This is a genomic window from Massilia jejuensis (assembly GCF_042656795.1).
Taxonomy (GTDB): Bacteria; Pseudomonadota; Gammaproteobacteria; order Burkholderiales; family Burkholderiaceae_D; genus Telluria; species Telluria jejuensis.
Window position 1 is genome coordinate 1 of sequence record NZ_JBHSMS010000081.1, and the last position, 24,680, is coordinate 24,680.

A 24,680-nucleotide genomic window follows, 5' to 3' on the forward strand; every position below is an offset into this window, starting at 1 on the left:
CGCGTGGGCGAGGAAGTGGCCGTCGTCTACCCGAACGGGAATATCGACCATCCGCTCGTGCTCGGTGCGCTCTACAACCGGAGACACATGCCGCCCTGGTCGCTGCCGCAGCAGCAGTCGCTTGCCGGCCTGCGCAGCCGTGAGCTGGGCGGCGGTACCCGCGGCAATCACCTCGTCCTCGACGACACAAAAGACAAGATCCAGGCGCAGCTGAAGAGTGACCACCAGTGTAGCCAACTGTCGCTCGGCCACATCACGCGCATCGAGGACACCAGCGGACGCAAGGATGCGCGCGGCGAAGGCTGGGAACTGCGCACCGACGGGCATGGCGTGGCGCGCGCCGCCAAGGGTTTGTTGATCACGACCGAAGCGCGGCAGGCCGCGCGCGGTCCGATCAAGGACATGGGCGAAACGGCAAACCGACTGGATGCCGCGCACAGGCTGCACGATGACCAGGCGACAGCCGCACTACAGGGCTTGGCCCAAGAAAGTGGGCAACAGCATGACATTGCCGATGTCCTCAAGGCACAAAACGGCATGGTGCGCGGCACCGGCGAACAATTTCCTGAGCTTTCCCAACCTCACCTGGTCTTGGCCAGCCCGGCCGGAATCGGGACGACATCGGCACAATCGACTCACATCGCCAGCGGCGAGCACATCGCGCTGACGGCTGGGCGCAGCCTTTCGCTTGCAATGGGCGGCAGCCTGTTCGCGAGCGTCAAGCAAACGTTCCGCCTGTTCGTCCACAAGGCGGGCATGAAGCTGATCGCGGCGTCCGGCAAGATCACCATGCAGGCGCACGACGACGACATCGAGCTCATCGCCAGCAAGGTCCTGTCCCTGATCAGCCAGTCCGACTGGATCGACATCCGGGGTAAAAAAGGGGTGCGGCTGCACGGCCCCGAGTGCATGGTCGAAATTACCGACCGCATGCAGGTCTTCGCACCCAAGTCGGCGCTATTTCACGGCAACCTGGAGACGCTCGCTCCGCAGAATCGCCCGCAACCTTCCGTGGCGGCGATGCCCCCTGTCGAGCCCACGCCCGAGCAGCTTTATTTCCAAATGCAAAGCCATGCAGTGGATGGAATCGATTGCGCCAACGTCCCGTACAGCCTCTATCAGGGCGATACAAAGATCGAGGATGGGATTACCGACGAGTCGGGCGGGCTGATTGTCTCCCACAAGACGGGTACGCGGGACTACAGCGTGCGCCTGGCATCCGGCGACCGTCTGGCACTGAATGTGGTTCCGAAACTGGCGCCTGCGAGCGACCCACTGCACCGCGAGCAGGCTGCATCGAACAGCGGACTGCGCGGACTCGAAGCTGCCATCGAAAAACTCTTCCCCGCAACCGGCAGCATGAACACGCGCGAAAAATGAGAGGGCAAGCCATGTCGAACCACATGAAGTATACCGAGAAAGTCTATATTGACGAGGTCACCCGCAAGGCAAGGGGTAGCTTGCAGTGGTTCGTGGAACCCCGAAGCGAACTGAATGACGCCAGCCATCCGATCTCCCAAAACAACCAGCTCGAGGTGTTTACTTGCGGCGAAAAGGGTTTCGCCAGCATCGCCGCGGACATCGACAAGGCAGCTTCCAGCATCGACCTGTGCTGCTGGGGCTTCGATCCGGCCATGGAGCTGGTGCGCACGGAAGGCTTGTGGCCGCGCGGTACGACATTCGGCGACTTGCTGATCGCAGCGGGCGAGCGCGGCGTGCGCGTCAGGTTGCTGGTCTGGCTGCATCCAGAACTGACCGCCGCGAGTATCGCCGCCGGCATGCTCAATCCGAGGAACCTGCCTGGCTGGACCCACGATAATGATTTTTTCAGTCGCCTCGTTTTCCGGCAAGAGGTCAAGGAAATCAATGCGCAGCGCATGCTCGCCGCGCACCGCGACGCCTACCTGAAAAAGGCGAAAGGGACAAAGCCGGGCGCAAGCGGCATTCCCCTTCCCGATCGGATCGCGATCGCAGAGAAGGTGCGTGCCGAGTACTGCTGCCGCTGGTTTCGGGCGGCGCGCGGCGTCGACGGCCGTTTCAAGAATATCTTCGTCGCCTACCGTCAGGCCGACATGAAGAGCGTCAAGGCCAGCCTGGCGTCGGAAGGGGGGCTGGACATGACGGAATACGGGGGCATGGTTGCCGTCGGGTCGCATCACCAGAAATCGATCCTGATCGATTACGCGCACGAGGGTGGTGCCAAGGCGGTCGGCTACGTCATGGGATTGAACTCGGTGACCGACTATTGGGACACCGACGAGCACAAGATCGAGGACCACCGCCGCGAACGCGGGGGCGAGCGCGAAGCCAAGGAATGCGTGCTGCCGCTGGCTGTTGACGAGAATAAAGGGCCGGCCGCAAAACCCCCGGCTCCGCAGGGAGACACCGGTTTTGCCAGCTATAAACCCTACCGCGATTACGCCTGCCGCTTGCAGGGAGGGGCCGCGCTGATCGCCGTACATAAAAACTTCGCATCGGCCTGGTTCCGGGCCACGGTACCGGAAGACCACGAGTCGCGCCAATTCATTCGCAAGGAAATGGAATCGGAAGAAGTCCCGTCTGCGCTGTTGCGCCCGCCAAAGCCAGGCGATACCGCGATCCAGATCGTCAGGACCCAGCCGGAAGAACAGGACAAGACCATCCAGGAACTGTATTTCCAGGCGACGGACGCTGTCACGAATACTGGCGGCTATATCTATGTCGAAAACCAGTATTTCCAGTACGAGGCATGGACCCAGCGGCTGCTGGCGAAACGAAAGGCCCAATCGGCGCTCTGGAAGTCCGGGATGGGAAAGGCCGGCAAGACACTGGAGGATATGCCGCTGCTTCACGTGTTCATCGTCGCCCCGGCAGCGGAGCGGGGCCAGATGGTGCCGCGCACCTACGACGCGCTGGCCGTCGTCGGGCAGCATGGCCGCATGACCGGGCAGAACAAGCTGATCGAGGACGCGAACACGAAGGCAAAATTGGAAGGGAAAAGTCTTCCGTCCGTCGTCAAGCACGCCAACGGCATTGCCAAGCCGACCGCGGCGATTCTTGAAGGGCACGGCTTGCGGGTCGTCGCCTCTATGCTGCAGGTAAGCGGCTCCTGTATCGACCCGAACGGACGGCGGCGGATGAAGTATCGGGAGATCTACATCCACTCGAAGCTGCTGCTGATTAACGACAGCTTTTTCACGCTGGGTAGCGCAAACCTGAACGTGCGCAGCATGGCGGGCGATAGCGAACTGAATCTGGGGACCAATGACCGGGGACAGGCGACCCGCCTGCGCAAGAGCATCTGGCATCGGATCAGCGGCGGCAACATCGACGGGGAGGAGGGGAGTCGAAGAGGCCTGCAGGTTGCGTTCGACAAGTGGGTCCAGCAAGCAGATGACAATCGAAATCGGCGAGTGCGCGGTAAGCCCATGCAAGGCTTCATTCTTCCAATCGAAGACAGCCGCAGTTCCACAATTCGGCTGGGCTGACATGCGCCCCTCACCAAGATGCTTCTCCAGCATGTCGCGCGCAATATGCGTAGGACTGTTTTTTACCTTCACTCTTTCGACCTGCAAAATGACCAGTGACCTCCCGCGTAACGAAGAACTGCCCCTGTTTAACCCGCATCGCGTCGACTTCACTTGCCAGGTGGAAGCGGGCAAGGTGCCGCCGATCGATGCCGAAGCCGACGCCTGGTTCCTGGAAGCGCGCGCGCTCGAAACCGATCCCGAGCTGCTGGAAAATGAACGCGACTGGAAAAGGATCGTCCGGCTGACGCGCCAGGCTGCCGAACGCCGGCACTGGAAGGCCATGCTCAACCTTGCCAGCCTGTACCTGGACGGCCGCGACCCGGAACGTGGGGTAGAAGATGCCGTGGTCCTTGTGGAACAGGGCATGCGGCTCGGCGTCCCGGCGGCGTATGACCGCATGGGTACCTACCACATGAATGGCGCGGTGCAGGGAGACGTATCGCAGGCCTATGCATTCTGGCAGAAAGCCGCCGAGATGGGCAATCCCCAAGCAATGACTTTTCTTGCGGAAAAGCTGATGGCGACATGGGACAACCCCAAGGAAGGATTCTGGGCAAATATCCCGGTCGGCACGAAAATGCTGGAATGCGCCTTTGGCCAGGGCGATGCACAGGCAGCACTCGCCTTGCAGTACCAATACAGTGACTCAGGTACTTCGGGAGGGAAAAACCGCGCCATGCGCGTCCTGCATGAGGGTGTGAAACTCGGCTGCGCAAAATGCGCGCACTACCTCCAGCTTGAGTTTGACGATCCCGAGCCGACGAAGACGATCGTTCCACACAGGGATAAGGTTCGCTCCGAACGCTACCAGATGCTCGGTGACGCGCTCGATTTCAACCCCAGCCGGCGCTTCCCAAACCTTGACAAGATGCTGCCCCTGCCGCCGGCCCGCCTTCCCCCCTGGGATGGCAAGCGCGAGAGCCTGATGAAGGCCGTCATGGCCGTGACACCGCCCAAAGCTGTGCCAGAACCGAGTGCAGCATCCCAGAGTCAGGGCCGCGAGTTCCTCGACGCCGCCTACGACCTGCACCCGACCGAGGACAGGACCAGCGACCAGTACGCGCCGTTCGCCGCGTACTGGCGGCCGACCGCCCCGCGGGAAGCGCTACCGGTGCGCGCATATCTCGGCGCGATCGCGCCCGCGCTGTACCGGCCGGGCGAAGCTTTCGTCGCGCCGCGCTACCCGGACGGCGCCGGACGCGGCGCGATCCCCGGGATCGTATGGGAACGGCTGATCACGGTGCACCACAATCACGGCGCAGTCGAGCCGCGTGCTCCCGCAGGCCTGATGCGCGAGGTGGCAGCCCCGGAGCCGCGCCGCTCCGGCACCGCCTCTCAAGCCTGCCCGGCGACCGGCAGCTGGCAGCCCTGGCTCCCGATGGCGCACCCGTTGCGGCACGCGGTCAACCAGCCATGGCGGCAGGCCTGGGTCACGGCGGGACAGCGGTTTCCCGATCCGCGAACCGATTGGCTGCTGCCGCTCGACGCGGGCGAACTGACCTGGCATTTGCTCCATTTCGCGAAGCCTGATCATGCGCAAGAAAAGGGACGGCAATGAAGTATGAAGGCCGCGGTGTCATCCGCCTCAACGACAAAACCGATCACGGTGGCCAGGTGATCTCCGTTTCATCCGGCACCATCGTCATGGGTATTGAGGCAGCACTTGCCGACGATGTGACCTTCTGCCCCAAATGCAAAGGGAAGTTTCCGATCAAGCCGGACGGTGCCGGTGCGAAACACGAGGGCTGGCCGTACGCCTATGACAATGACCTCACGGCTTGCGGCGCGAAGTTGATTTCCTCGATATAAAAACCCGCGCCCGGGACCGGAGCCGCCAGCCGTGTCGGCTTTCTTTACATGCCGTTCATGCAGAATAAATTGCCCAATCCCAAGTTACTGATTTATATAAAGTATTTCTTTTCGGCACAAAATTTGCTTGTCTTGGCGTTTTAGGTCTATTCCAGGAATGACGATGAACAAGTTTTTGCACATGTTGTTGGCCTGCGTCGCGCTCTCCCTGTGGAACGGCGCGAGCGCCGCCGTCATCGACGGCACTCTCCAGGCCGTCGACGCCGACGGCGACGGCAAACCGCAGGAACTGAAGGTGGCGCGCGTCGCCTTTGCCGTCAGCGCCGCCACCCGCCTGTTCTTCGATACGCTGGTGATGGAGCCAGATGGCGACCTCAACGGCGACGGCTTCATCACCGGCTTCGACGCCGAACTGCGCCTGTTCGACGGCCGCACCGTGCTCGCCGCCAATGACGATTCCCCCTTCACCTACGGCGACGGTTCGCAGCACGTCTACGACCCGGCCTTGGGCTGGCTGTTCGGCAAGGCCGGTACCTACATGGTCAGCATCGGCCTGCGCGGCTACAGCGATATCGACGCGCTGCAGGGCTACCAGGCAGGGCGCACCTATGGCCCCTATTACGGCAACCGCGACTTCGGCGCCTGGCGCCTGAGCGTGAACGCCCTGAGCGGCAGCGTGGGCAACGTGCATGAAATCGGCACCCCGGTGCCGGAGCCGGGCACGCCGGCCCTGTTCGGCGCCGCGCTGCTGGGCGCGGGATGGCTGCGCCGCCGGCGCGCCTGAGCCGGCAGCACGCCGTCGAGGGCCCGCCGCGCGCGGGCTTTTCTTGTTCCACGCCCGGCCCTTGCCGCGCCCGGCTGTCATCAAGCTGACACACGCCTCCACTATCCTGCGCCTTCATGAACGCGGCAGCCGCCGTGCAGCCCTGACCTGGAGAGACGCATGAACCCGACCCCCGAACTGTCCCGCCGCCGCCTGTTACGCATGCTGGGCTCGGCCCCGATGCTGCCGCTGGCCGGCGCCGCCGGCGCTTCGCTGCTGAGCGCTTGCAGCGGCGGCGACGACGCCATGCCGAGCGCCGCCGCGCCGGCCGCCTCCGTCGCCACCCTCGGCGCGGTCAGCTTCAGCTCGATGGCCGCGCCGACCCTGGCGGCGCCCGCCGCGATGGCCACCACCACCGTCGGCTCGACCATGAGCGTGAACGTCGGCGACGCCGGCCGGCTCGATTTCAAGCTGGCCTATCAGCCTTTCTTCATCACGGGCGACCTGGTCGCCAATGGCAGCGGCGGCACGACGCTCGCCGGCGGCTACTACGACATCCGCAACCAGCCGATCATCGACAGCACGGTGCCGGGCAAGGAGCGCCAGTTCTTTTCCGACGCACCCGACGGCACCTCGCTGCTGACGGTGCCGAATGCGAGCGTGGCCGGAGTCAAGGGCAAGCCGGTGTTCGCCGTGGTCCAGTTCGAGTATGCCACCCACGCCCAGGACGGCAAGACCGGCATGTACGGCCGCCTGCCGTCGCCGATCGGCGTGCTCACGCTCGACCAGGACCAGGCCACCGGCAAGCTCACCCTCGTGAAATACCATAACGTCGACACGTCCAGCGTCGAAGGCCTGTGGATCACCTGCGGCGCCAGCCTGTCGCCATGGGGCACGCACTTGTCGAGCGAGGAGTACGAGCCGAACGCGTTCACCGCCGCCGGCGACGCGCAGTTCAGGGCCTTCAGCAAGCATTTGTACGGCAACGAGACGACCGCCAATCCCTATAATTACGGCCACCTGCCGGAAGTGACGGTCAACCCGGACGGCACCGCCTCGATCAAGAAGCATTACTGCATGGGCCGCATCTCGCACGAACTGGTGCAGGTGATGCCGGACGAGCGCACGGTGCTGATGGGCGACGACGCCACCAACAGCGGCTATTTCGTGTTCGTGGCCGACAAGGAGCGCGACCTGTCGGCGGGCACGCTGTACGTGGCCAAGGTCGGCGCCGGCTTCTCGCTCGACCCGAACGGCGCGGCCGCGCCGCTCACCTGGATCAGGCTGGGCAGCGCCACCAGCAACGAGATCCGCGCCCTGGCCGCCAGCGTCAAGCCGCTCGACATCATGGACGTGCGCAGCGCCGATCCGCTCGATCCGGGGTTCACCAAAGTCGCGGTCAACGGTGCCGTCGAATGGATCAAGCTCAAACCCCGCATGGAAAAGGCCGCCGCCTTCCTGGAGACGCACCGCTACGCGGCCCTGGCCGGCGCCTCGCTGGGCTTTACCAAGATGGAGGGCACGACCGTCAACGCCAGGGACAAGATCGCCTACTCGGCGCTGCAGAACTGCCAGAGCGCGATGGTGGCCGGGAATGCCCTGAACGTGCCCGGCAACGGCGTGTCGATCCCGAAGGCCCTGAACGCCGGCGCGGTGATGGCCTTGAAACTGGCCGGCGGGCAGAAGGACACGGCAGGCGGCACCATCGCCAGCGAGTGGATGCCAATCGACCTGAAGGCGCTGCTGACGGGCGAAGACATCGCCGCCGACGCGCTCGGGAACACGGCCAATCCGGACCGCATCGCCAATCCGGACAATCTGAAGTTCTCGGAGAAGATGCGCACGCTCTTCATCGGCGAAGACAGCGGCCAGCACGTGAACAACTTCCTGTGGGCCTACAACGTCGACACGAAACTGCTGTCGCGCGTGATGTCGATTCCGGCCGGCGGCGAGTCGACCGGACTGCATGCGGTCGACGAGCTCAATGGCTGGACCTACATCATGAGCAACTTCCAGCACGCGGGGGACTGGGGCGGGATCCACAACGTGGTCAAGGCGACGCTCGATCCGCTGGTGCGGGCCAACTACAAGGACAAGTTCGGGGCGGCGGTGGGGTACCTGACGGCGGAGCTGAGCCAGACGAGGCTGACCAGGGCATGATGCTGGAAGCGCCCGGCCGTTGATGCGATACTGTCGGCCCCGACCGATCGCATGCTCCCATGGCCACGCTCTCCCGCCTCATCCTCTATCCGATCAAGTCCTGCGCCGCCATGCCGGTGCCGGAGGCGCTGGCCACCGTCTCCGGCCTCGTCGCCCGGGGCATCCACGACCGCGAGTGGATGCTGGTGAGCGACGAGGGCCGCTTCCTCACGCAGCGCGAATTGCCGCGCATGGCCACCATCGTCCCGCGCGTCGAGGATGACGCGCTGGTCGTCGCCGCCCCCGGCATGCCGTCCCTGCGCCTGCCGCTGGCGGCGCGCGCGCCGGCGCCCACGATGCGCGTGCAGATCTGGGACGACCTGGTCGAGGCCATCGATTGCGGCGCCGCGAGCGCCGCCTGGTTCGGCCGCATCCTGGACACCCGCTGCCGCCTGGTGCGCTTCAAACCCGATGCCGCCCGCCCGACCAGCGAAAAATGGACCGCGGGCGCGCCATCAAGCGCGCGCTTCGCCGATGCCTATCCGCTGCTGCTGATCGGCGCCGCCAGCCTCGACGACATCAACGCGCGCATGCGCGCCGCCGGCCGCGCGCCGCTGCCGATGGACCGCTTCCGCCCCAACCTGGTAGTCGACGGCCTCGCGCCCTTCGATGAGGACTACACCGCCTCCTTCGACGCGGGAGGGATCGTCATCAGGCCGGTAAAACCGTGCGCGCGCTGCCCGATTCCGGCCATCGACCAGGCTACCGGCATACGCGGCCCGGACCCGCTCGACATCCTGCACACCTGGAGAAGCAAGGCGATCCTCGACGGCGCCGTCTGCGTCGGCATGAATTGCATCGTCGCCGGCGGGGCAGGGGGCGTCCTGCGCGTCGGGCAGGAACTCGCGGCCAGCCTGTCGTTTTAAGGCAGCGCACGCCCCTCCGGCGCGGAAAAAATCGGCAATCTCGTTCTCAAGAGTGAAAAAGTCACGTAATGTAACGGGTATTGCTAAAAGGAATCTCCATGCACCAGCCGGATGCCGTTTTGCCCGACCTGCACGACCTCGTTGCCGAGAACGAAGCCCTGCGCGCACGGATCGGCCATGTCATGGAGCAGGCGCAGCGCAACCACGACATCATGTGCCGCCACCAGGCCTTCGATCTCGAAATCGTCGGCGCCGCGAATTTTCCGCAGCTCGTCGGCACGATCTTCCGCCTGCTGCCCGTCGTCTCCGATCTCGACAGCGTGACCCTGTCGCTGGTCGACACCGACGCCGACATCTACACGGTGATGCACAAGCTGGGCGTGGACTTCGAGACGCTGCCGGACCTGCTGTTCTGCGAGCACGCGGTCGAACTCGGCTTCGACGCCGGCGAACGCCCGCGTCCGCGCCTCGGCGCCTATGACCGCGCCCTGCATGGCGCCATGTTCCCGCAGCCGGCGCCCGGCCTGCGCAGCGTGGCCCTGGTGCCGCTCATGCGCAATCAGCGCCTGATCGGCAGCCTGAACCTGGGCAGCAACGATAGCGAGCGCTTCACGCCGGCGCTCGGTACCGATTTCGTCGAGCACATGGCCTCGATCATCGCGATCTGCCTGGAGAACGTGATCAGCAACGAGATGCTGAAATACATCGGGCTGACCGATCCGCTGACGGGCATCTACAACCGGCGCTACATCGACCGCCGCCTGGTCGAGGAAATCGCGCGCGCGTGGCGCCAGGATTACCAGATCGCGTTCATGTTCATCGACGTCGACCATTTCAAGCAGGTCAACGACAAGGTCGGCCACCAGGCCGGCGACGACGTGCTGCGCGAGGTGGCCGCGCGCATCAAGATGGAATTGCGCGTCTCGGACGCGCTGGCGCGTTTCGGCGGCGAGGAATTCGTGGTCCTCCTGATCAACGCGGACCTGCAGGCCGCCGCCAGGGTCGCCGACCGCATCCGCGCCGGCATGGCCGACAAGCCGTTCGACCTCGCGGGCGGACAGTACCTGAACGTGTCGGTCTCGATCGGCGTCGCCGCGCTCGGCGCTTGCGCGCGCGGCCATGCGGTCGAGGCGGTGGCGCAGCAATTGGTGGCGGCGGCCGACGGGGCCTTGTATCGGGCCAAGGAAGCCGGGCGCAACCGGGTGGTGACGGCAGGCTAGACGTCGGGCCGGGGGCGGCGCCCACGCGCGCCGCTGCGGGCGCCGCATCGATGCGGGCCGTTACAGCAAGCGTTCTTCCGCGCGCGTCACCGCGTCGGCCGATCCGCGCAGCACCACGACGTCGCCCGCCTGCAGCACCGTCTCCGGCGTCGGCTCGACCCGCACCCGCGCGCGCCGGATGCCGCTCACCTCGGCCTGCAGCTCCTCGAACCCGAGTTCGCCGATGCGCTTGCCGACCGCCTGCGCATCCTCGCCCAGCACCACCGAATGCAGGCGTACGTACATATGCTCGGGGTCGTCGATGAAGTCGCTGGCGCCGTGAAAGTAGCCGCGCAGCGAGGCGTAGCGTTCGTCGCGCGCGCTTTGCACGCGGTGCACCACGCGCCGCAGCGGCACGCCGACCACGACCAGCGCGTGCGAGGCGAGCATCAGGCTGCTCTCCAGCGCTTCCGGCACCACCTCGGTCGCGCCGGCCTGGCGCAGGATGTCGAGGTCGCTGTCGTCGTGGCTGCGCACGATCACCGGCAGGGACGGCGCCAGCTCGTGCACCAGGTGCAGCACCTTCAAGGCCGCGCGCGTGTCGGCGAAGGTGATCACCAATGCGCTTGCCCGATTGATGCCGGCCGCGATCAGGGATTCGCGCCGCCCGGCGTCGCCGTACGACACGCTCGAGCCCGCCGCCTGCGCTTCCTGCACCCGCTCCGGGTCCAGGTCGAGCGCGTACCAGGGCAGCTTTTCGTCCGAGAGCAGCGTCGCCACGCTCTGGCCGCTGCGCCCGAAGCCGGCGATGATCACGTGCTTTTGCGCGGCCATCGTGCGGCTGGCCAGTTGCGTCAGCTGCAGCGACTGCATCATCCATTCGTTCGAAGCGATCTTCATCACGATCTGGTCGGACTTGGCGATCACGAAGGGCGCGACCAGCATCGACAGCACCATCGACGCCAGCACCAGCTGCATCAGGAAGGGATCGATCAGCTTCGAACCCGAGGCCATGTTCAGCAGCACGAAGCCGAATTCGCCGGCCTGGGCCAGGGCCAGGCCGGTGCGCATGGCCACGCCGTCGGACGAGCCGAACAGCTTGGCCAGGGCCGCGATCAGCGCGAACTTGAGCAGCACCGGCACGGCCAGCAGCAGCAGCACCAGCCACCAGTGCTGCAAGACCAGCTGCACGTTGAGCAGCATGCCGATGGTGATGAAGAAGAGCCCCAGCAGCACGTCGCGGAACGGCTTGATGTCTTCCTCGACCTGGTGCTTGAACTGGGTCTCGGAGATCAGCATGCCGGCCACGAAGGCGCCCAGCGCCAGCGACAGGCCGGCGCGCTCGGTGATCCAGGCCGCGCCCAGCGTCACCAGCAGCAGGTTCAGCATGAACAGCTCTTGCGAGCGGCGCTTGGCCACGATGGTGAACCAGCTGCGCATCAGTTTCTGGCCGAAGAACAGCAGCAGCGCCAGCACGGCCGCGGCCTTGACGGCGGCCCAGGCCAGCGTCTTGAGCAGGTTTTCCGGGTCCTTCGCCAGCGCGGGAATCAGGATCAGCAGCGGCACCACGGCCAGGTCCTGGAACAGCAGGATGCCGATGATGCGGCGGCCATGCTCGCTTTCCAGTTCCAGCCGTTCGGTCAGCAGTTTCACCACGATCGCGGTCGAGGACATGGCCAGCGCGCCGCCCAGGGCAAACGCGGCCTGCCAGCTGATGCGCAGCGCGGGCGCCCACATCGCGATCAGGAGCCCGCCCGCCACCGTGGCGACGATGGTCAGCACCACCTGGGCCAGCCCGAGGCCGAAGACGACGCGGCGCATCGAGCGCAGTTGAGCCAGCGAGAATTCGAGACCGATCGAAAACATCAGGAAAACGACACCGAATTCGGCCAGCGCATGGGTCGTACCGGTTTCGGCCGCCAGCCCCAGCGCATGCGGCCCGATCAGCACGCCGACGGCCAGGTAGCCCAGCATGGGCGGCAGGTGCAGGCTGCGAAACACGACCACGCCAAGCACGGCGCTCAAGAGCAACAGCAGGGTCAGATCGAGTCCGGATGCCATACGTGGGGGTCTTTATCCATTGTTTAGTACGTCTGGCAAGTTTTTTGCTTTCCCAATTCGTTTATACTGCCGTCATGAGTGTAACCGATGAAAAAACAATGCTGAACAGTTTTGACGAGAACCAGTCGCGCCGCGTGCTGGCGCTGGCGCGCGAGACCCTCGCGATCGAGGCCGACGCCATCTTCGCCCTGCATGCGCGCCTGGATGCCGACGACAGCCTGGTGCGCGCCATTTCCGTGCTGTACGCCTGCACCGGCCGCGTGGTCGTCTCGGGCATGGGCAAGTCCGGCCATATCGCGCGCAAGATCGCCGCCACGCTGGCCTCGACCGGAACCCCGGCCATGTTCGTGCATCCGGGCGAAGCCGCCCACGGCGACCTCGGCATGGTGACCTCGCAGGACGCCTTCATCGCCATCTCGAACTCGGGCGAATCGTCGGAGCTGATGGACATCCTGCCGGTCGTCAAGCGCATGGGCGCGCCCTTGATCGCCATGACCGGCAAGCCGCAATCGCGCCTGGCGCGGCTGGCCGACGTCCACCTCGACATCTCGGTGGCGAAGGAAGCCTGCCCGCTGAACCTGGCGCCGACCGCCAGCACCACCGTCACCCTGGCCCTGGGCGACGCCCTGGCCGTGGCGCTGCTCGACATGCGCGGTTTTCGCGAGGAAGATTTTGCGCGCTCGCATCCGGGCGGCGCGCTGGGCCGGCGCCTGCTCACCCACGTGCGCGACGTGATGCGCAGCGGCGCCGCCATTCCGGCCGTCACGCCCGAAGTTCCGCTCACGCGCGCGCTGCTCGAGATCAGCCAGAAGGGCATGGGCATGACCGCCGTGGTCGACCCGGCCTTCAAGCCGCTGGGCGTATTTACCGACGGCGACTTGCGCCGCCTGATCGAGCGCGTGCAGGATTTCTCGAATCTCTCCATCCGCGACGTCATGCACGTCGGCGCGCGCACCGTGCATCCCGACCAGCTGGCGGTCGACGCGGTGGCCATCATGGAAGAGTTCCGCATCAACCAGATGCTGGTAGTCGACGAGAACGGCGTGCTGGTCGGCGCCCTGCACATCCACGACCTGACCCGCGCCAAGGTGATTTGAATGACACCCCTCGATCACATCACGCGCGCGGCCCGGGTCAAGGTCATGATCTTCGACGTCGACGGCATCCTCACCGACGGCAGCCTGACCTACGGTCCGGACGGCGAAATCACCAAGACCTTCAACGTGCTCGACGGCCTGGGCATCCAGCTGCTGCAGAAGACGGGCGTGGCCACGGCCATCATCAGCGCCAGGAAGTCGCCCATCGTGGCCGCGCGCGCCAGGGACCTGGGCATCGCCCACGTCTGGCAGGGCTTCCACGACAAGCGCATCGCGTTTGCCGAACTGCTGGCGCAACTGGACCTGGCGCCCGAACAGTGCGGCTACATCGGCGACGACGTGATCGACATGCCGCTGCTGAGCAAGGTCGGCTTCGCCGTCACGGTGCCGACCGGGCATCCGGAAGTGCAGCACCGCGCCCATTACGTCACCCGGGCGGGCGGCGGGCGCGGCGCCGTGCGCGAGGTGTGCGACCTGGTCATGCGCGCCCAGGGCACCTACGAAGAGGCGCTCGCGCCTTACTTCAAATGAGTTCGAACGAGTTCGTCGACGCATGGCTACCTACGTGAACAAGCGTACCGCGCACCGCTGGCGCACGCTGGGCCTGATGCTCACGGCCGTCTTCTTCGCCTTCGGCAGCTTCTGGCTGCTGCAGGCGATCGACAGCAGCGACCCTGGCCGCGCCGGCAACAACCTGAATGAACCCGACTACATCGTCGAGAACTTCAGCTTCGTGCGCATGACCGAGAGCGGCGTGCCGCGCTACGTGATGTCGGGCGCGCGCCTGGCCCATCATCCCGACAACGATGTCTCTGTGATCACCAGGCCGATCGTCGAGAGCATGGCGCCGGAGCGTCCGCGCATGACCATGCATGCCGACCGTGGCCAGGTCTACCATGGCGAGAACCGCGTCGAATTGATGGGCAATGTCGACATCAAGCGCCCGGCCACGCCGACCACCGAGGCCCTGCACGCGCGCACCGAGGCGCTCACCGTGCTGGCCGACGACGAGATCGTCAAGACGACGCGTCCGGTGCAGATGACGCTCGGCGCCGCATCGGTCAATGCGGTCGGCATGGTGGCCGAAAACCCGAGCCGCAAGATGCACCTCGGCGGGCGCGGCCAGATCGTCTATCCGCCGCGCCAGAGAGCCGCACCACCCCAATAACACGAACGAGCATCCAATGAAAAACCGCTTGCATCACATGATTGCCGCCGCCTTCCTTTCGCTGCTGTCGCTGTCGGCTTCGGCCGAGCGCGCGGACTCGCTCAAGCAGGCCGTCATCAACTTCGACTCGCTCGACGTCGACGAAGTCACGCAGACGCGCATCCTGACCGGAAACGTGATCCTCACGCGCGGCACGCTGACGCTGAAGTCGGACCGCGCACTGCTCAAGGAAAGCCCGGAGGGCTACATGAGCGTCACGCTCACTTCCGGTCCGGGGCGCGTGGCGACGTTTCGCCAGAAGCGCGACGGCGGACCGGACCTGTGGATGGAAGGGCAGGCCGAACGCATCGAGTACGACGAGCGCCAGGAACTGGTCAAGCTGTTCTCGAAGGCGATCGTCCGGCAGCTCGAGAACGGCCGCCTGACGAACGAACTCGAGGGCGCCTACATCTCCTACGACAGCCGGCGCGAAGTGGCCACCGTGCGCAACGACGCCAGCGGCGAGAGCAGGGCCGGCGGCGGACGCGGCACCCTGATCATCGCGCCGCGCCGCACCGCGCCGGGAGCGGCCGCTCCTGCCGCTCCCGCGCCCGGCGCGCAGGCACGACCGGCCACGACGCCGGCGGGAAAGCCATGATGAAGGATGGTCGAGACAGCCGCAGCACCCTGGTCGTTCGGGGACTGCAGAAAAGCTATGGCAAGCGACTGGTCGTGCGCGACGTCTCGCTCGAAGTCGGTTGCGGCGAGGTCGTGGGCCTGCTCGGTCCGAACGGCGCCGGCAAGACGACGTCGTTCTACATGATCGTCGGCCTGGTGCCGTCGGACGCCGGCACCATCGAGATCAACGGCGCCGACATCTCGCGCCTGCCGATCCACCGGCGCGCGGTGATGGGCCTGTCCTACCTGCCGCAGGAAGCGTCGGTGTTTCGCAAGCTGACGGTGGAAGACAATATCCGCGCCGTGCTGGAACTGCAGCACGACGAGAACGGCCGCGCCCTGGGCAGGGACGCCATCGACGCGCGGCTCGATTCGCTGCTGGGCGAGCTGCAGATCGAGAAGCTGCGCGAAAATCCCGCGCTGTCGCTCTCCGGGGGCGAGCGCCGGCGCGTCGAGATCGCGCGCGCGCTGGCGACCAATCCGCGCTTCGTGCTGCTGGACGAGCCGTTTGCCGGCGTCGACCCGATCGCCGTGATCGAGATCCAGCGCATCGTGCGCTTCCTGAAGGAGCGCGGCATCGGCGTGCTGATCACCGACCACAACGTGCGCGAGACGCTCGGCATCTGCGACCGCGCGTATATCATCAACCAGGGTGCGGTACTGGCGTCGGGCCGTCCCGACGACATCATCGCCGACGAGTCGGTACGACGCGTCTACCTGGGCGAACATTTCCGGATGTAGCAAAGAACGGTACAACAAGCGTCGACATGAAACAATCCCTGCAACTTCGGACTTCACAGCACCTGGCACTCACGCCGCAGCTTCAACAGTCGATCCGCCTGCTGCAGCTGTCGACGCTCGAGCTGCACCAGGAAATCGAGCAAATCCTGTCCGACAATCCCCTGCTCGAGCGGCTCGACGATCCGCTCGACCACTCGGTGCGCCTGCTGGCCGACGGCGCCATCAACGACGCGCCGCCCCAGCAAGCCGAGGCCCCGGCGCCGGCCGGCGAAGAGGGGGCGCCGGCACCCGAGGCGGCCGGCGAGTTCGAAGGCGGCGAGGTCGAACGCAGCGAGCCCGATGGCGACTGGGGCGAGGGCGGACGCGCCTCCGGCACCGACGGCGACGACGACGGCCGCCCGCAGCTGGGCGCCATAGGCGTGACGCTGCGCGAGCACCTGTCCGAGCAGATTCGCGTGACCGGCGTGACCGAGCGCGATCGCGCGCTGGCCGAGCTGGTGATCGACGCCATCGACGACAACGGCTACCTGGAGGAGCCGCTCGACGAGATCCACGCGCGCCTGCCCGGCGAGCTCGAAGTCGAGATGGACGAGCTGCGCTGCGCGCTGGCGCTGGTGCAAAGCCTCGATCCGTCGGGCGTCGGCGCGCGCAGCGCTTCCGAATGCCTGGCGCTGCAGATCCGCGGCATGCCGGGCGTGCCGCTGGTGACGCGGCGCATGGCCTTGAAGATCGTCGAGGGCTACCTGACCTGGTTCGCGCAGCGCGAATTCACCAAGCTCAAGAAAGCGCTCGACTGCGACGACGAAGACCTGCGCGAGGCGCAGGCCGTGATCCGCCAGTGCAATCCCCATCCGGGCGCGGCCTTTGCGTCGAGCGTGTCCGACTTCGTCGTTCCGGACGTTATTGTCCGCAAATCGAAGGGCGGCTGGAGCGTCTCGCTGAACAACGAGGTGATGCCGCGCCTGCGCGTCAACAACGTCTACGCCAACCTGCTCAAGCAGGGAAAAGGCGAAGGCCAGATGAGCGCGCAGCTGCAGGAAGCGAAGTGGCTCATCAAGAACATGCGCCAGCGCTTCGACACGATCCTGCGTGTTTCACAGGCAATTGTGGAGCGCCAGCGCAACTTTTTCAGCCATGGCGCGGTTGCGATGCGTCCCCTTGTGCTTCGCGAGATTGCTGATACACTGGGTCTGCACGAGAGCACGATTTCTCGCGTGACAACTCAAAAATTCATGCTGACCCCGCACGGCATGTTTGAGCTGAAGTATTTCTTCGGAAGCCATGTCGCCACCGAAGCGGGGGGCGAGGCATCGTCGACGGCGATACGGGCGCTCATTGCGCAGCTGACAGGAGCAGAAGACCCAAAGAACCCTTTATCCGATAGCAAGATCGCGGAAATGCTCGGTGAACAAGGCATGGTCATTGCGCGCCGGACGGTTGCAAAATACCGCGAAGCACTCAAGATACCTCCCGTCAGTCTCCGCAAATCCTTGTAACAGCGGCACCCACGCGTCCCAAGCGCGTCAGCGGCGTCCGCGCATTTATCTAAGGAGTGTGTATGAATCTCACCATCAGTGGCCACCACCTCGACGTCACCCCCGCCATTCGAGAATACGTACAGAACAAGCTGGAACGCATCACCCGCCATTTCGATCAAGTCATCGATTCCCACGTGATCCTCGCGATCGACAACCTCACCGAAAAAGACAAACGTCAGAAAGCCGAGATCAACTTGCGATTGTCCGGCAAGACCGTGCACGTGGAGAGCGTGGCCCAAGATTTGTACGCCGCGATCGACCTGTTGATGGACAGGCTGGACCGCCAGGTCATGAAATACAAGACGATCCTCCAGGATCATGGCCGCGAGGCGCTCAAGCGCCGGCCTGAAGGCGGAGAAGCTGCCGCCGCCGCGATGTAGTCGGCCAGCATCGAGCACCGTCTGAACGAGGGCGCCGAGGGGCGCCCTTTTCAATGGGCGTGCGCGCATGCGCCCGCGCGGCGCGCGCTTCGGTAAAATGCATGTTTTTCCGATCAGCCCAGCCACCATGACCGACCATGTCCTGACCCGCGTTGCCAACGGCACCGGTGTGATTACCCTCGATCGTCCGAAAGCCCTGAACTCCCTGTCGCTGCCGATGGTGCGGCGCCTGACCGACATCCTGCTGGCCTGGCGCGACGATGCCGGCGTCGCGGCGGTGGTCCTGACCAGCAGCAGCGAAAAAGCCCTGTGCGCCGGCGGCGACATCCGCTTCTTCCATGAGGCGGGCCATGCCACCCCGATGGCCGGCAGCGCGCTGCTCGAGGATTTCTTTACCGAGGAATACGCGCTCAACTACCTGATTCATTTCTATCCGAAGCCGTATATCGCGCTCATGGACGGCGTGGTGATGGGCGGCGGCATGGGCATAGCCCAGGGCGGCCCCGGAACCGGCCTGCGCATCGTCACCGAGCGCACGAAAATGGCCATGCCGGAAGTGAACATCGGCCTGTTCCCGGACGTCGGCGGCAGCCATTTCCTGTCGCATGCGCCGGGCCGGCTGGGCAACTACCTGGGCCTGACCGGCCTGACGATCGGCGCGGCCGACGCCCTGTATGCGGACCTGGCCGACGTATTCGTCCCGGGCGCGCAGCTGGGTGCATTGCACGCGCTGGTCGAGACCACGCCGGGCGCGCAGCTGGCCGACGCGATCCGCCGCTTCGGCGCACGCTTCGCCGCCGATGCCGGCGACAGCGTCCTGCGGGCGCAGCGCGCGGCGATCGACCTGCACTTCGGCGCCGGTTCGGTGGCGGCGATCATGGCTTCGCTGGAGGGTGAGGACAGCGCCTTCGCGCAGAAAGCCCTGGGCGCGATGCGCCAGCGTTCACCGCTGATGATGTGCGTGACGCACGAGATGCTGGTGCGCGGCGCCTCGATGCAGGTAGCCGACTGCCTGCGCATGGAGCGTTCGCTGGTGCGCCGCAACTTCGAGCATGGCGAAGTGCTCGAAGGCGTGCGCGCGCTGGTGATCGACAAGGACAATGCGCCCCGGTGGAATCCCGCGACCTTGCAGGAAGTGAAGCCGGAGATGGTGGAAGCGTTCTTCGCGCCGGCGTGGCCGGCGCACGCGCATCCGCTGCGGCACCTCGATTGACGGCCGGTCGCGCGCTCGGGGCAGCCCGCGCGCTTACGACTGCTCGCGATGCCGCAGCACCACCCGCTCGGTCTCGTTGAAATACGCCGCCAGACGCTCGGCCATGTAAACCGAGCGGTGCTGGCCGCCGGTACAGCCCACGGCCACCGTCAGGTAGCTGCGGTTGTCGGTCTTGAACGAGGGCAGCCACTTTTCCACGAACTTGCAGATATCGTGCAGCATCTCGGTGGCGCTCGGCTGGGCATCGAGGAAGGCGATCACGGGCGCGTCCTTGCCCGTCAGCGGGCGCAGGGACAGGTCGTAATACGGATTCGGGATGGCGCGCACGTCGAAGACGAAGTCGGCGTCGAGCGGTACGCCGACCTTGAAGGCGAAGGATTCGAAGAACAGCGTCAGCGGCGCGTGCTGGACTTCGGCCAGTTCCTTGATCCAGGCGCGCAGCTTGTTCGCCGACGCTTCCGAGGTGTCGATCACATGCCCGAGCTGCTCGATCGCGGCCAGGCGCTCGCGCTCTTCGGCGATGCACTCGATCAGGGTGCGGCGCGAGGCCGGATTCTCGCCAGGCAACAGGGTGTGCGAGAGCGGGTGGCTGCGCCGCGTCTCCGAAAAACGCGCGACCAGCGAATGGGTGCTGGACGTCAGGAACAGCACCTTGAGCTGGTGGCCTTCTTCCTTGAGCGTGCGCACGGTCACGGGCAATTCGGCCAGCGATTCGGCGCTGCGGGCATCGACCGCGACGGCCAGCTTGGCCGTCGTCCCCGACACGGAATCGACCAGTTGCGGCAACAGGGCCGGCGGCAGGTTGTCGACGCAGTAGTAACCCGCGTCTTCCAGGACATTCAGGGCGACCGATTTGCCCGAGCCGGAGATACCGGTGATGAGAACGATGTGCATGGCGGGATGATACCGCAACAGGCAATGCTTTGTCGTGGCCACCCCCGGCGGCATGGAGGAATCCAGCGTCAAATACGGGTCAATCCGAGCTCATCGCTTGTCTTTGCCGCTCCATGAATTCCTGCAGCGTGTCGATCCCGCGCAGTTGCAGGATGGTGTTGCGCACCGCGGCCTCGAGCAGCACCGCGATGTTGCGGCCGGCCGCCACCGGAATGACGACCTTGCGGATCGGCAGGCCCAGCACCTCTTCGGTCGGGAAGTGGAAGGGCAGGCGCTCGACTTCTTCGTCGAGTATGCCGCGTTTGACCAGGTGCACGATCAGTTTCAGGCGCATCTTGCGGCGCACCGCCGTCTCGCCGAAGATCGCCTTGATGTCGAGCAGGCCCAGGCCCCGCACTTCGAGCAGGTTCTGCAGCAGCGGCGGACACCGGCCCTCGATCATGTTCGGGGCGATGCGCGAAAACTCCACGGCGTCGTCGGCGACCAGCCCGTGCGAGCGCGAGATCAATTCCAGGCCGAGTTCGCTCTTGCCGAGTCCGGAGTCGCCCGTGATCAGGACGCCGACGCCGAGCACGTCCATGAAGACGCCATGCATGATCACGCGCTGGGCCAGCTTTTTCGACAGGTAGACGCGCAGGAAGTCGATCACCTGGGCCGCCGGCAGCGGGGTCGAGAACAGGGGAATGTTCTGCTCGTCGCAGATGGCGAGGATGTCGGGCGGCGTTTCCAGGCCCTGGGCGATGATCAGCGCCGGCGGGCCGCCACCGATCAGTTCGCCGATCACGTGGCTGCGCGAACTCGATTTGAGGCGGTGGTAGTAATTGAGTTCCTGGTGCCCGAAGACCTGGATGCGGCCCGGGTGGATCAGGTTCAGGTGGCCGACCTGGTCGGCGGCCGAGGCGACGTCGCCCGAGATCAGCCGTTCGCCGCCAGGAAAGCCGGCGAACCAGCCCAGTTGCAGGCTGTCGCGGTTATCGTCGTACAGCCTTTGGATGGTAAGCGGAGTCTGCAGCATGGCAAGGATAAGGAAAAACCGGGTGGGAAAGCGACTCCCCGAGTTTAACCCAAGGCCTGCAAGCTAGGTTGCCAGTTGATAATTCGTTCGTGGATCGCGCGCGGATCGGTGTCGGTGGCGAGCGCCGTGCGGATCGCTTCGTCCGAGAACAGTTCCGCGATCTCCGACAGGATTTCCAGGTGCTGCTGGGTCACATGGTCGGGAATCAGCAGGAAGAACAGCAGGCTGACCGGCTGGCCATCGGGCGACTCGAAGGGAATCGGCGCTTTCAGGCGCACGAAGGCCGCGATCGGCTGCTTCAGGCTCTTGCTGCCCTTGATGCGCCCGTGCGGCACCGCCACGCCGTGGCCCAGGCCCGTGGAACCGAGACGCTCGCGCGCGAACAGGTTTTCCGAGACGGTTGAACGTGCGATCCCGCAGTTGTTCTCGAAAATCAAGCCGGCCTGTTCAAAGGCGCGCTTCTTGCTCGACACTTCGATGTCGAGCTGGACGTTTTCGAGAGAAAGGATTTTGCTAAGGTTAGTCATTTCACGCTTTTCATATGGCGGCACGAGGACCGACTTGCGGAGCGGAATTATAGGCCTGTTTGCTGGCCATGTAATGCGATTTCGCGTCGGTATCCTACGCCTGTCGGTGGTCCATTTCGAGCTTTTAGCGAGCAGTGTCGTGAGTGCAGTTTGCGCTTCCACAAGAGTTCGCGCAATTTCCGTAACGAAAATCAACACGGCCTGGACAAAACCGGGCAAGGAGGCCGGTTTCACCGTGCTTTCCCCGTAATTGCCTAAAATATGTGCAATCTGGATGCGTGCGCGGATTGTTGTTTTTTTCTCAGTTCTTGTGGCTGGAAAGGTACAGCTCAGCCACGCAGGTCATTGGCGCGCGCCGCGCAGGTTGGGCGGGCGTCCCGTGCTGAAATTGGCCCGCCATGGATTGATGTCGAGCCCGCCACGGCGCGTATAGCGCGCATACACGGCCAGCTTGGTCGGCTTGCACTGGCGCAGGATGTCCATGAAGATGCGCTCGACACACTGCTCGTGAAATTCGTTGTGCTCGCGGAAACCGATCAGGTAGCGCAGCAAGCCTTCCTGCTCGATCTGCGGACCGACGTAGGCAATCTGCACGCTGCCCCAGTCCGGCTGGCCGGTCACCAGGCAATTTGATTTGAGCAGGTTCGACACCAGGGTTTCCTCGACCGGCGCCTCGTTGAACCGGGCCGTGAGCAGGTGCGGCGCCGGCGAATAATCGTCGACCTCGATGTCCATGCGGTCCAGCGACAAGCCTTCGAGCTCGCCCATTGTCAGCTTGCCGAAGTGTTCCGGCTCGACGATCGTGACGTGCACCGGCGCGCCGAAAGCATGCGACAAGTCTTCGCGCAGCAGCGACTGCAAGGCGTCGATGCCGGCCACGCGCGTCTGGTTGAAGGAATTGAGGTAAAGCTTGAACGACTTCGACTCGACGATGTTGGGCGAATCGGCCGGCGCGCTGATGGTCGCGATCGCCACCTGGGGCTTGCCGCGCATGTTCAGCCACGACAACTCATAGGCGTTCCAGATGTCCAGGCCGAAGAAGGGCAGCGTGCCGGTGATGGCCAGCTCGTCGCGCTTTTGCTGGCGCGCGATCGGAAACAGCAGCTCCGGCGCGTACTGGGTCCGGTAAGCGGAGGATTTGCCAAGAGGCGATTGATCGGGAGTATTGTTCATGGTGGAATCTCGATGTGCCGGCGCTGCGCGACGGCTTGTCTCTGTCGCAATCGTTGCCGGCCCGGCGGCGGCAAAGCGGCGTATCGTACACCTTTCCGCGGGGGGCTGCGCGCCCGCTGCGCTTGCCCGAAGCTGCCCGGCCATCCGGACGGACGCGGGTGGACGGACCCGCCACCCAGGCGTCATCTACAAGAACAGTTTATAAACCGGATTGGCCGTCTCGTCCCAATACCGGTAACCCAGCGTCGCCAGGAACTCGCGCAAGGCATCCATTTCCCCGGCCGGCACCTGCAAGCCGACGAGAATGCGCCCCACGTCGCCGCCCTGGTTGCGGTAATGGAAGAGCGAGATATTCCAGTTCGGCGCCATGCTGTCCAGGAAGCGCATCAGCGCGCCCGGGCGTTCCGGGAATTCGAAGCGGTACAGCAGCTCGTCCTGCGCCAGCGCGCTCTTGCCGCCGACCAGGTGGCGGATGTGGAGCTTGGCCAGTTCGTCGTGGGTCAGGTCGAGCGTCGGGAAATCATGCTGCTCGAAGGTGTGGGCCAGCAGGCCGGACTCGCCCCGGCTGCCGACCTGCACGCCGACGAAAATATGCGCCTGGCGCGCATCGCTGATGCGGTAGATGAATTCGGTGACGTTGCGCGGGCCGACCAGGGCGCAAAACCGGCGAAAGCTTCCGCGCTGCTCGGGAATCGTCACCGCGAACACGGCTTCGCGCGCCTCGCCCAGTTCGGCGCGCTCGGCCACGAAACGCAGGCGGTCGAAATTCATGTTGGCGCCGCAGGCGACGGCCACCAGGGTCTCGCCCTTGACCGGCTGGCGGTTCATCTGCGAACGTTCGACGTAGGCCTTGGCGCCGGCAATGGCCAGCGCGCCGGCCGGCTCCAGGATCGAGCGCGTGTCCTGGAACACGTCCTGGATCGCCGCGCAAATTGCATCGGTGTCGACCAGGATGATCTCGTCGATCACTTCCTTGGCCACGCGGAAGGTCTCTTCGCCGACCAGGCGCACGGCGGTGCCGTCCGAGAACAGGCCGACGTCCGGCAGCGTGACGCGCTCGCCGGCCTTCAGGCTTTTCGCCATCGCGTCCGAGTCGATCGACTGCACGCCGATGATGCGAATGTCCGGCCGCACCGCTTTCACGTAGGCGCCGATGCCGGCGATCAGGCCGCCGCCGCCGATGGCGATGAAGATCGCGTGGATCGGTGCGGCGTGCTGGCGCAGGATCTCCATGCCGATCGTGCCCTGGCCGGCGATCACGTCCGGATCGTCGAAGGGGTGCACGAAGGTCAGCTTCTGTTCGCGCTCCAGGGTGGTCGCGTGGTTGTAGGCATCGGTGTAGGAGTCGCCATGCAGCACCACTTCCACGGCATTGCCGCCGCGCGCCTTGACCGCGTCGATCTTCACTTGCGGCGTCGTGGTCGGCATCACGATCAGGGCGCGGCAGCCGAGGCGTTCGGCCGACAGGGCCACGCCTTGCGCGTGGTTGCCGGCCGAGGCGCAGATCACGCCGCGCTTCAAGGCTTCCTGCGACAGGTGCGCCATCTTGTTGTAGGCGCCGCGCAGCTTGAAGCTGAACACGCTCTGCATGTCTTCGCGCTTGAAGTAGATGCGGTTGCTGAAGCGCTGCGACAGCGTGGGCGCCAGCTCGAGCGGCGTTTCCTGGGCCACGTCGTAGACGCGGGCGGTCAGGATTTTCTTGAGGTAGTCGATGGTCATGGTCTGGAAAGGAAGGTGTATGGCCAGTGTCCTGGTTCCTGTGACGCGAGACTGTCAACCGTGGCGGATGACCGGGGCTGCAGTGCGACACCAAGAGCCTGGGTAGCAAGCTCGTCGTATCGTGTCGGGGCGATGTGTTTTCCTCATTATAA

Annotated in this window: 22 protein-coding genes; 16 read left to right on the forward strand and 6 right to left on the reverse strand. The window is 65.1% G+C overall.

Annotated elements, in window-relative coordinates; all coding sequences use genetic code 11:
- The 8 genes from ACFPOU_RS22970 to ACFPOU_RS23005 all read left to right on the forward strand — a co-directional run.
- On the forward strand, positions 1–1,380 hold a 1,380-nt coding region (locus ACFPOU_RS22970), incomplete at its 5' end, for a DUF2345 domain-containing protein (protein WP_379727174.1).
- Positions 1,381–1,403: 23 nt separating this feature from the next.
- Complete coding sequence (locus tag ACFPOU_RS22975) at positions 1,404–3,467, forward strand: phospholipase D-like domain-containing protein (protein WP_379727177.1); 2,064 nt, start codon at positions 1,404–1,406, stop codon at positions 3,465–3,467.
- An 88-nt stretch (positions 3,468–3,555) separates the two neighbouring features.
- Entirely contained in the window at positions 3,556–5,067 is a 1,512-nt protein-coding gene (locus tag ACFPOU_RS22980; protein WP_379727180.1) for a tetratricopeptide repeat protein, read from the forward strand.
- Positions 5,064–5,318: a PAAR domain-containing protein gene (locus ACFPOU_RS22985; protein ID WP_379727183.1), complete on the forward strand. Its 255-nt coding sequence runs from the start codon at positions 5,064–5,066 to the stop codon at positions 5,316–5,318. Before ACFPOU_RS22980 ends, ACFPOU_RS22985 begins: the two co-directional genes overlap by 4 nt.
- A 163-nt stretch (positions 5,319–5,481) precedes the next feature.
- Positions 5,482–6,102, forward strand: coding sequence for a DVUA0089 family protein (locus ACFPOU_RS22990; protein WP_379727186.1), 621 nt, complete (start codon positions 5,482–5,484; stop codon positions 6,100–6,102).
- A gap of 159 nt (positions 6,103–6,261) precedes the next feature.
- Complete coding sequence (locus tag ACFPOU_RS22995; RefSeq protein WP_379727189.1) at positions 6,262–8,241, forward strand: PhoX family protein; 1,980 nt, start codon at positions 6,262–6,264, stop codon at positions 8,239–8,241.
- A 59-nt stretch (positions 8,242–8,300) separates the two neighbouring features.
- Positions 8,301–9,146: an MOSC domain-containing protein gene (locus tag ACFPOU_RS23000; protein WP_379727192.1), complete on the forward strand. Its 846-nt coding sequence runs from the start codon at positions 8,301–8,303 to the stop codon at positions 9,144–9,146.
- A gap of 98 nt (positions 9,147–9,244) precedes the next feature.
- Positions 9,245–10,366, forward strand: coding sequence for a GGDEF domain-containing protein (locus ACFPOU_RS23005; protein WP_379727195.1), 1,122 nt, complete (start codon positions 9,245–9,247; stop codon positions 10,364–10,366).
- Between the two features lie 60 nt (positions 10,367–10,426).
- On the opposite strand, the gene ACFPOU_RS23010 is transcribed toward ACFPOU_RS23005, so the two are convergent.
- Complete coding sequence (locus ACFPOU_RS23010; RefSeq protein ID WP_379727198.1) at positions 10,427–12,406, reverse strand: monovalent cation:proton antiporter family protein; 1,980 nt, start codon at positions 12,404–12,406, stop codon at positions 10,427–10,429.
- Between the two features lie 74 nt (positions 12,407–12,480).
- Here ACFPOU_RS23010 and ACFPOU_RS23015 point away from each other — a divergent pair, with 74 nt between their 5' ends.
- The 8 genes from ACFPOU_RS23015 to ACFPOU_RS23050 all read left to right on the forward strand — a co-directional run bounded on the left by ACFPOU_RS23015 (position 12,481) and on the right by ACFPOU_RS23050 (position 19,200).
- Complete coding sequence (locus ACFPOU_RS23015) at positions 12,481–13,503, forward strand: KpsF/GutQ family sugar-phosphate isomerase (RefSeq protein ID WP_379727201.1); 1,023 nt, start codon at positions 12,481–12,483, stop codon at positions 13,501–13,503.
- Entirely contained in the window at positions 13,504–14,034 is a 531-nt protein-coding gene (locus ACFPOU_RS23020) for a KdsC family phosphatase (RefSeq protein WP_379727204.1), read from the forward strand.
- Positions 14,035–14,068: 34 nt separating this feature from the next.
- Positions 14,069–14,671, forward strand: a complete 603-nt coding sequence (gene lptC, locus ACFPOU_RS23025; protein WP_379727207.1) for an LPS export ABC transporter periplasmic protein LptC — start codon at positions 14,069–14,071, stop codon at positions 14,669–14,671.
- 16 nt (positions 14,672–14,687) lie between these two features.
- Positions 14,688–15,308 (forward strand): lipopolysaccharide transport periplasmic protein LptA, encoded by a 621-nt coding sequence (gene lptA / locus ACFPOU_RS23030; RefSeq protein ID WP_379727210.1) that lies wholly within the window; start codon positions 14,688–14,690, stop codon positions 15,306–15,308.
- On the forward strand, positions 15,308–16,069 hold the full coding sequence (gene lptB / locus ACFPOU_RS23035; protein ID WP_379727212.1) for an LPS export ABC transporter ATP-binding protein: 762 nt from the start codon (positions 15,308–15,310) through the stop codon (positions 16,067–16,069). The genes lptA and lptB overlap by 1 nt, the downstream gene beginning before the upstream one ends.
- A 26-nt stretch (positions 16,070–16,095) precedes the next feature.
- Positions 16,096–17,565 (forward strand): RNA polymerase factor sigma-54, encoded by a 1,470-nt coding sequence (locus ACFPOU_RS23040; protein ID WP_379727215.1) that lies wholly within the window; start codon positions 16,096–16,098, stop codon positions 17,563–17,565.
- Between the two features lie 62 nt (positions 17,566–17,627).
- Complete coding sequence (hpf, locus tag ACFPOU_RS23045) at positions 17,628–17,987, forward strand: ribosome hibernation-promoting factor, HPF/YfiA family (protein ID WP_379727218.1); 360 nt, start codon at positions 17,628–17,630, stop codon at positions 17,985–17,987.
- A gap of 127 nt (positions 17,988–18,114) precedes the next feature.
- Positions 18,115–19,200, forward strand: coding sequence for an enoyl-CoA hydratase/isomerase family protein (locus ACFPOU_RS23050; protein WP_379727222.1), 1,086 nt, complete (start codon positions 18,115–18,117; stop codon positions 19,198–19,200).
- A 33-nt stretch (positions 19,201–19,233) separates the two neighbouring features.
- Here ACFPOU_RS23050 and rapZ read toward each other — a convergent pair whose 3' ends face one another.
- The 5 genes from rapZ to ilvA form a co-directional block, all read right to left on the reverse strand.
- A complete protein-coding gene (rapZ, locus tag ACFPOU_RS23055) occupies positions 19,234–20,094 on the reverse strand; it encodes an RNase adapter RapZ (RefSeq protein ID WP_379727225.1) in 861 nt (286 codons plus the stop codon).
- A gap of 79 nt (positions 20,095–20,173) precedes the next feature.
- A complete protein-coding gene (gene hprK / locus ACFPOU_RS23060; RefSeq protein WP_379727228.1) occupies positions 20,174–21,109 on the reverse strand; it encodes an HPr(Ser) kinase/phosphatase in 936 nt (311 codons plus the stop codon).
- A 44-nt stretch (positions 21,110–21,153) separates the two neighbouring features.
- Positions 21,154–21,636 carry a PTS sugar transporter subunit IIA gene (locus tag ACFPOU_RS23065; protein ID WP_379727231.1) on the reverse strand — a complete coding sequence of 161 codons (483 nt, stop codon included), beginning with the start codon at positions 21,634–21,636 and terminating at the stop codon, positions 21,154–21,156.
- Between the two features lie 342 nt (positions 21,637–21,978).
- Positions 21,979–22,809, reverse strand: coding sequence for an NADPH-dependent 7-cyano-7-deazaguanine reductase QueF (gene queF, locus ACFPOU_RS23070; protein ID WP_379727233.1), 831 nt, complete (start codon positions 22,807–22,809; stop codon positions 21,979–21,981).
- A 186-nt stretch (positions 22,810–22,995) separates the two neighbouring features.
- Complete coding sequence (gene ilvA, locus ACFPOU_RS23075; protein WP_379727236.1) at positions 22,996–24,528, reverse strand: threonine ammonia-lyase, biosynthetic; 1,533 nt, start codon at positions 24,526–24,528, stop codon at positions 22,996–22,998.
- Positions 24,529–24,680 lie beyond the last annotated feature (152 nt).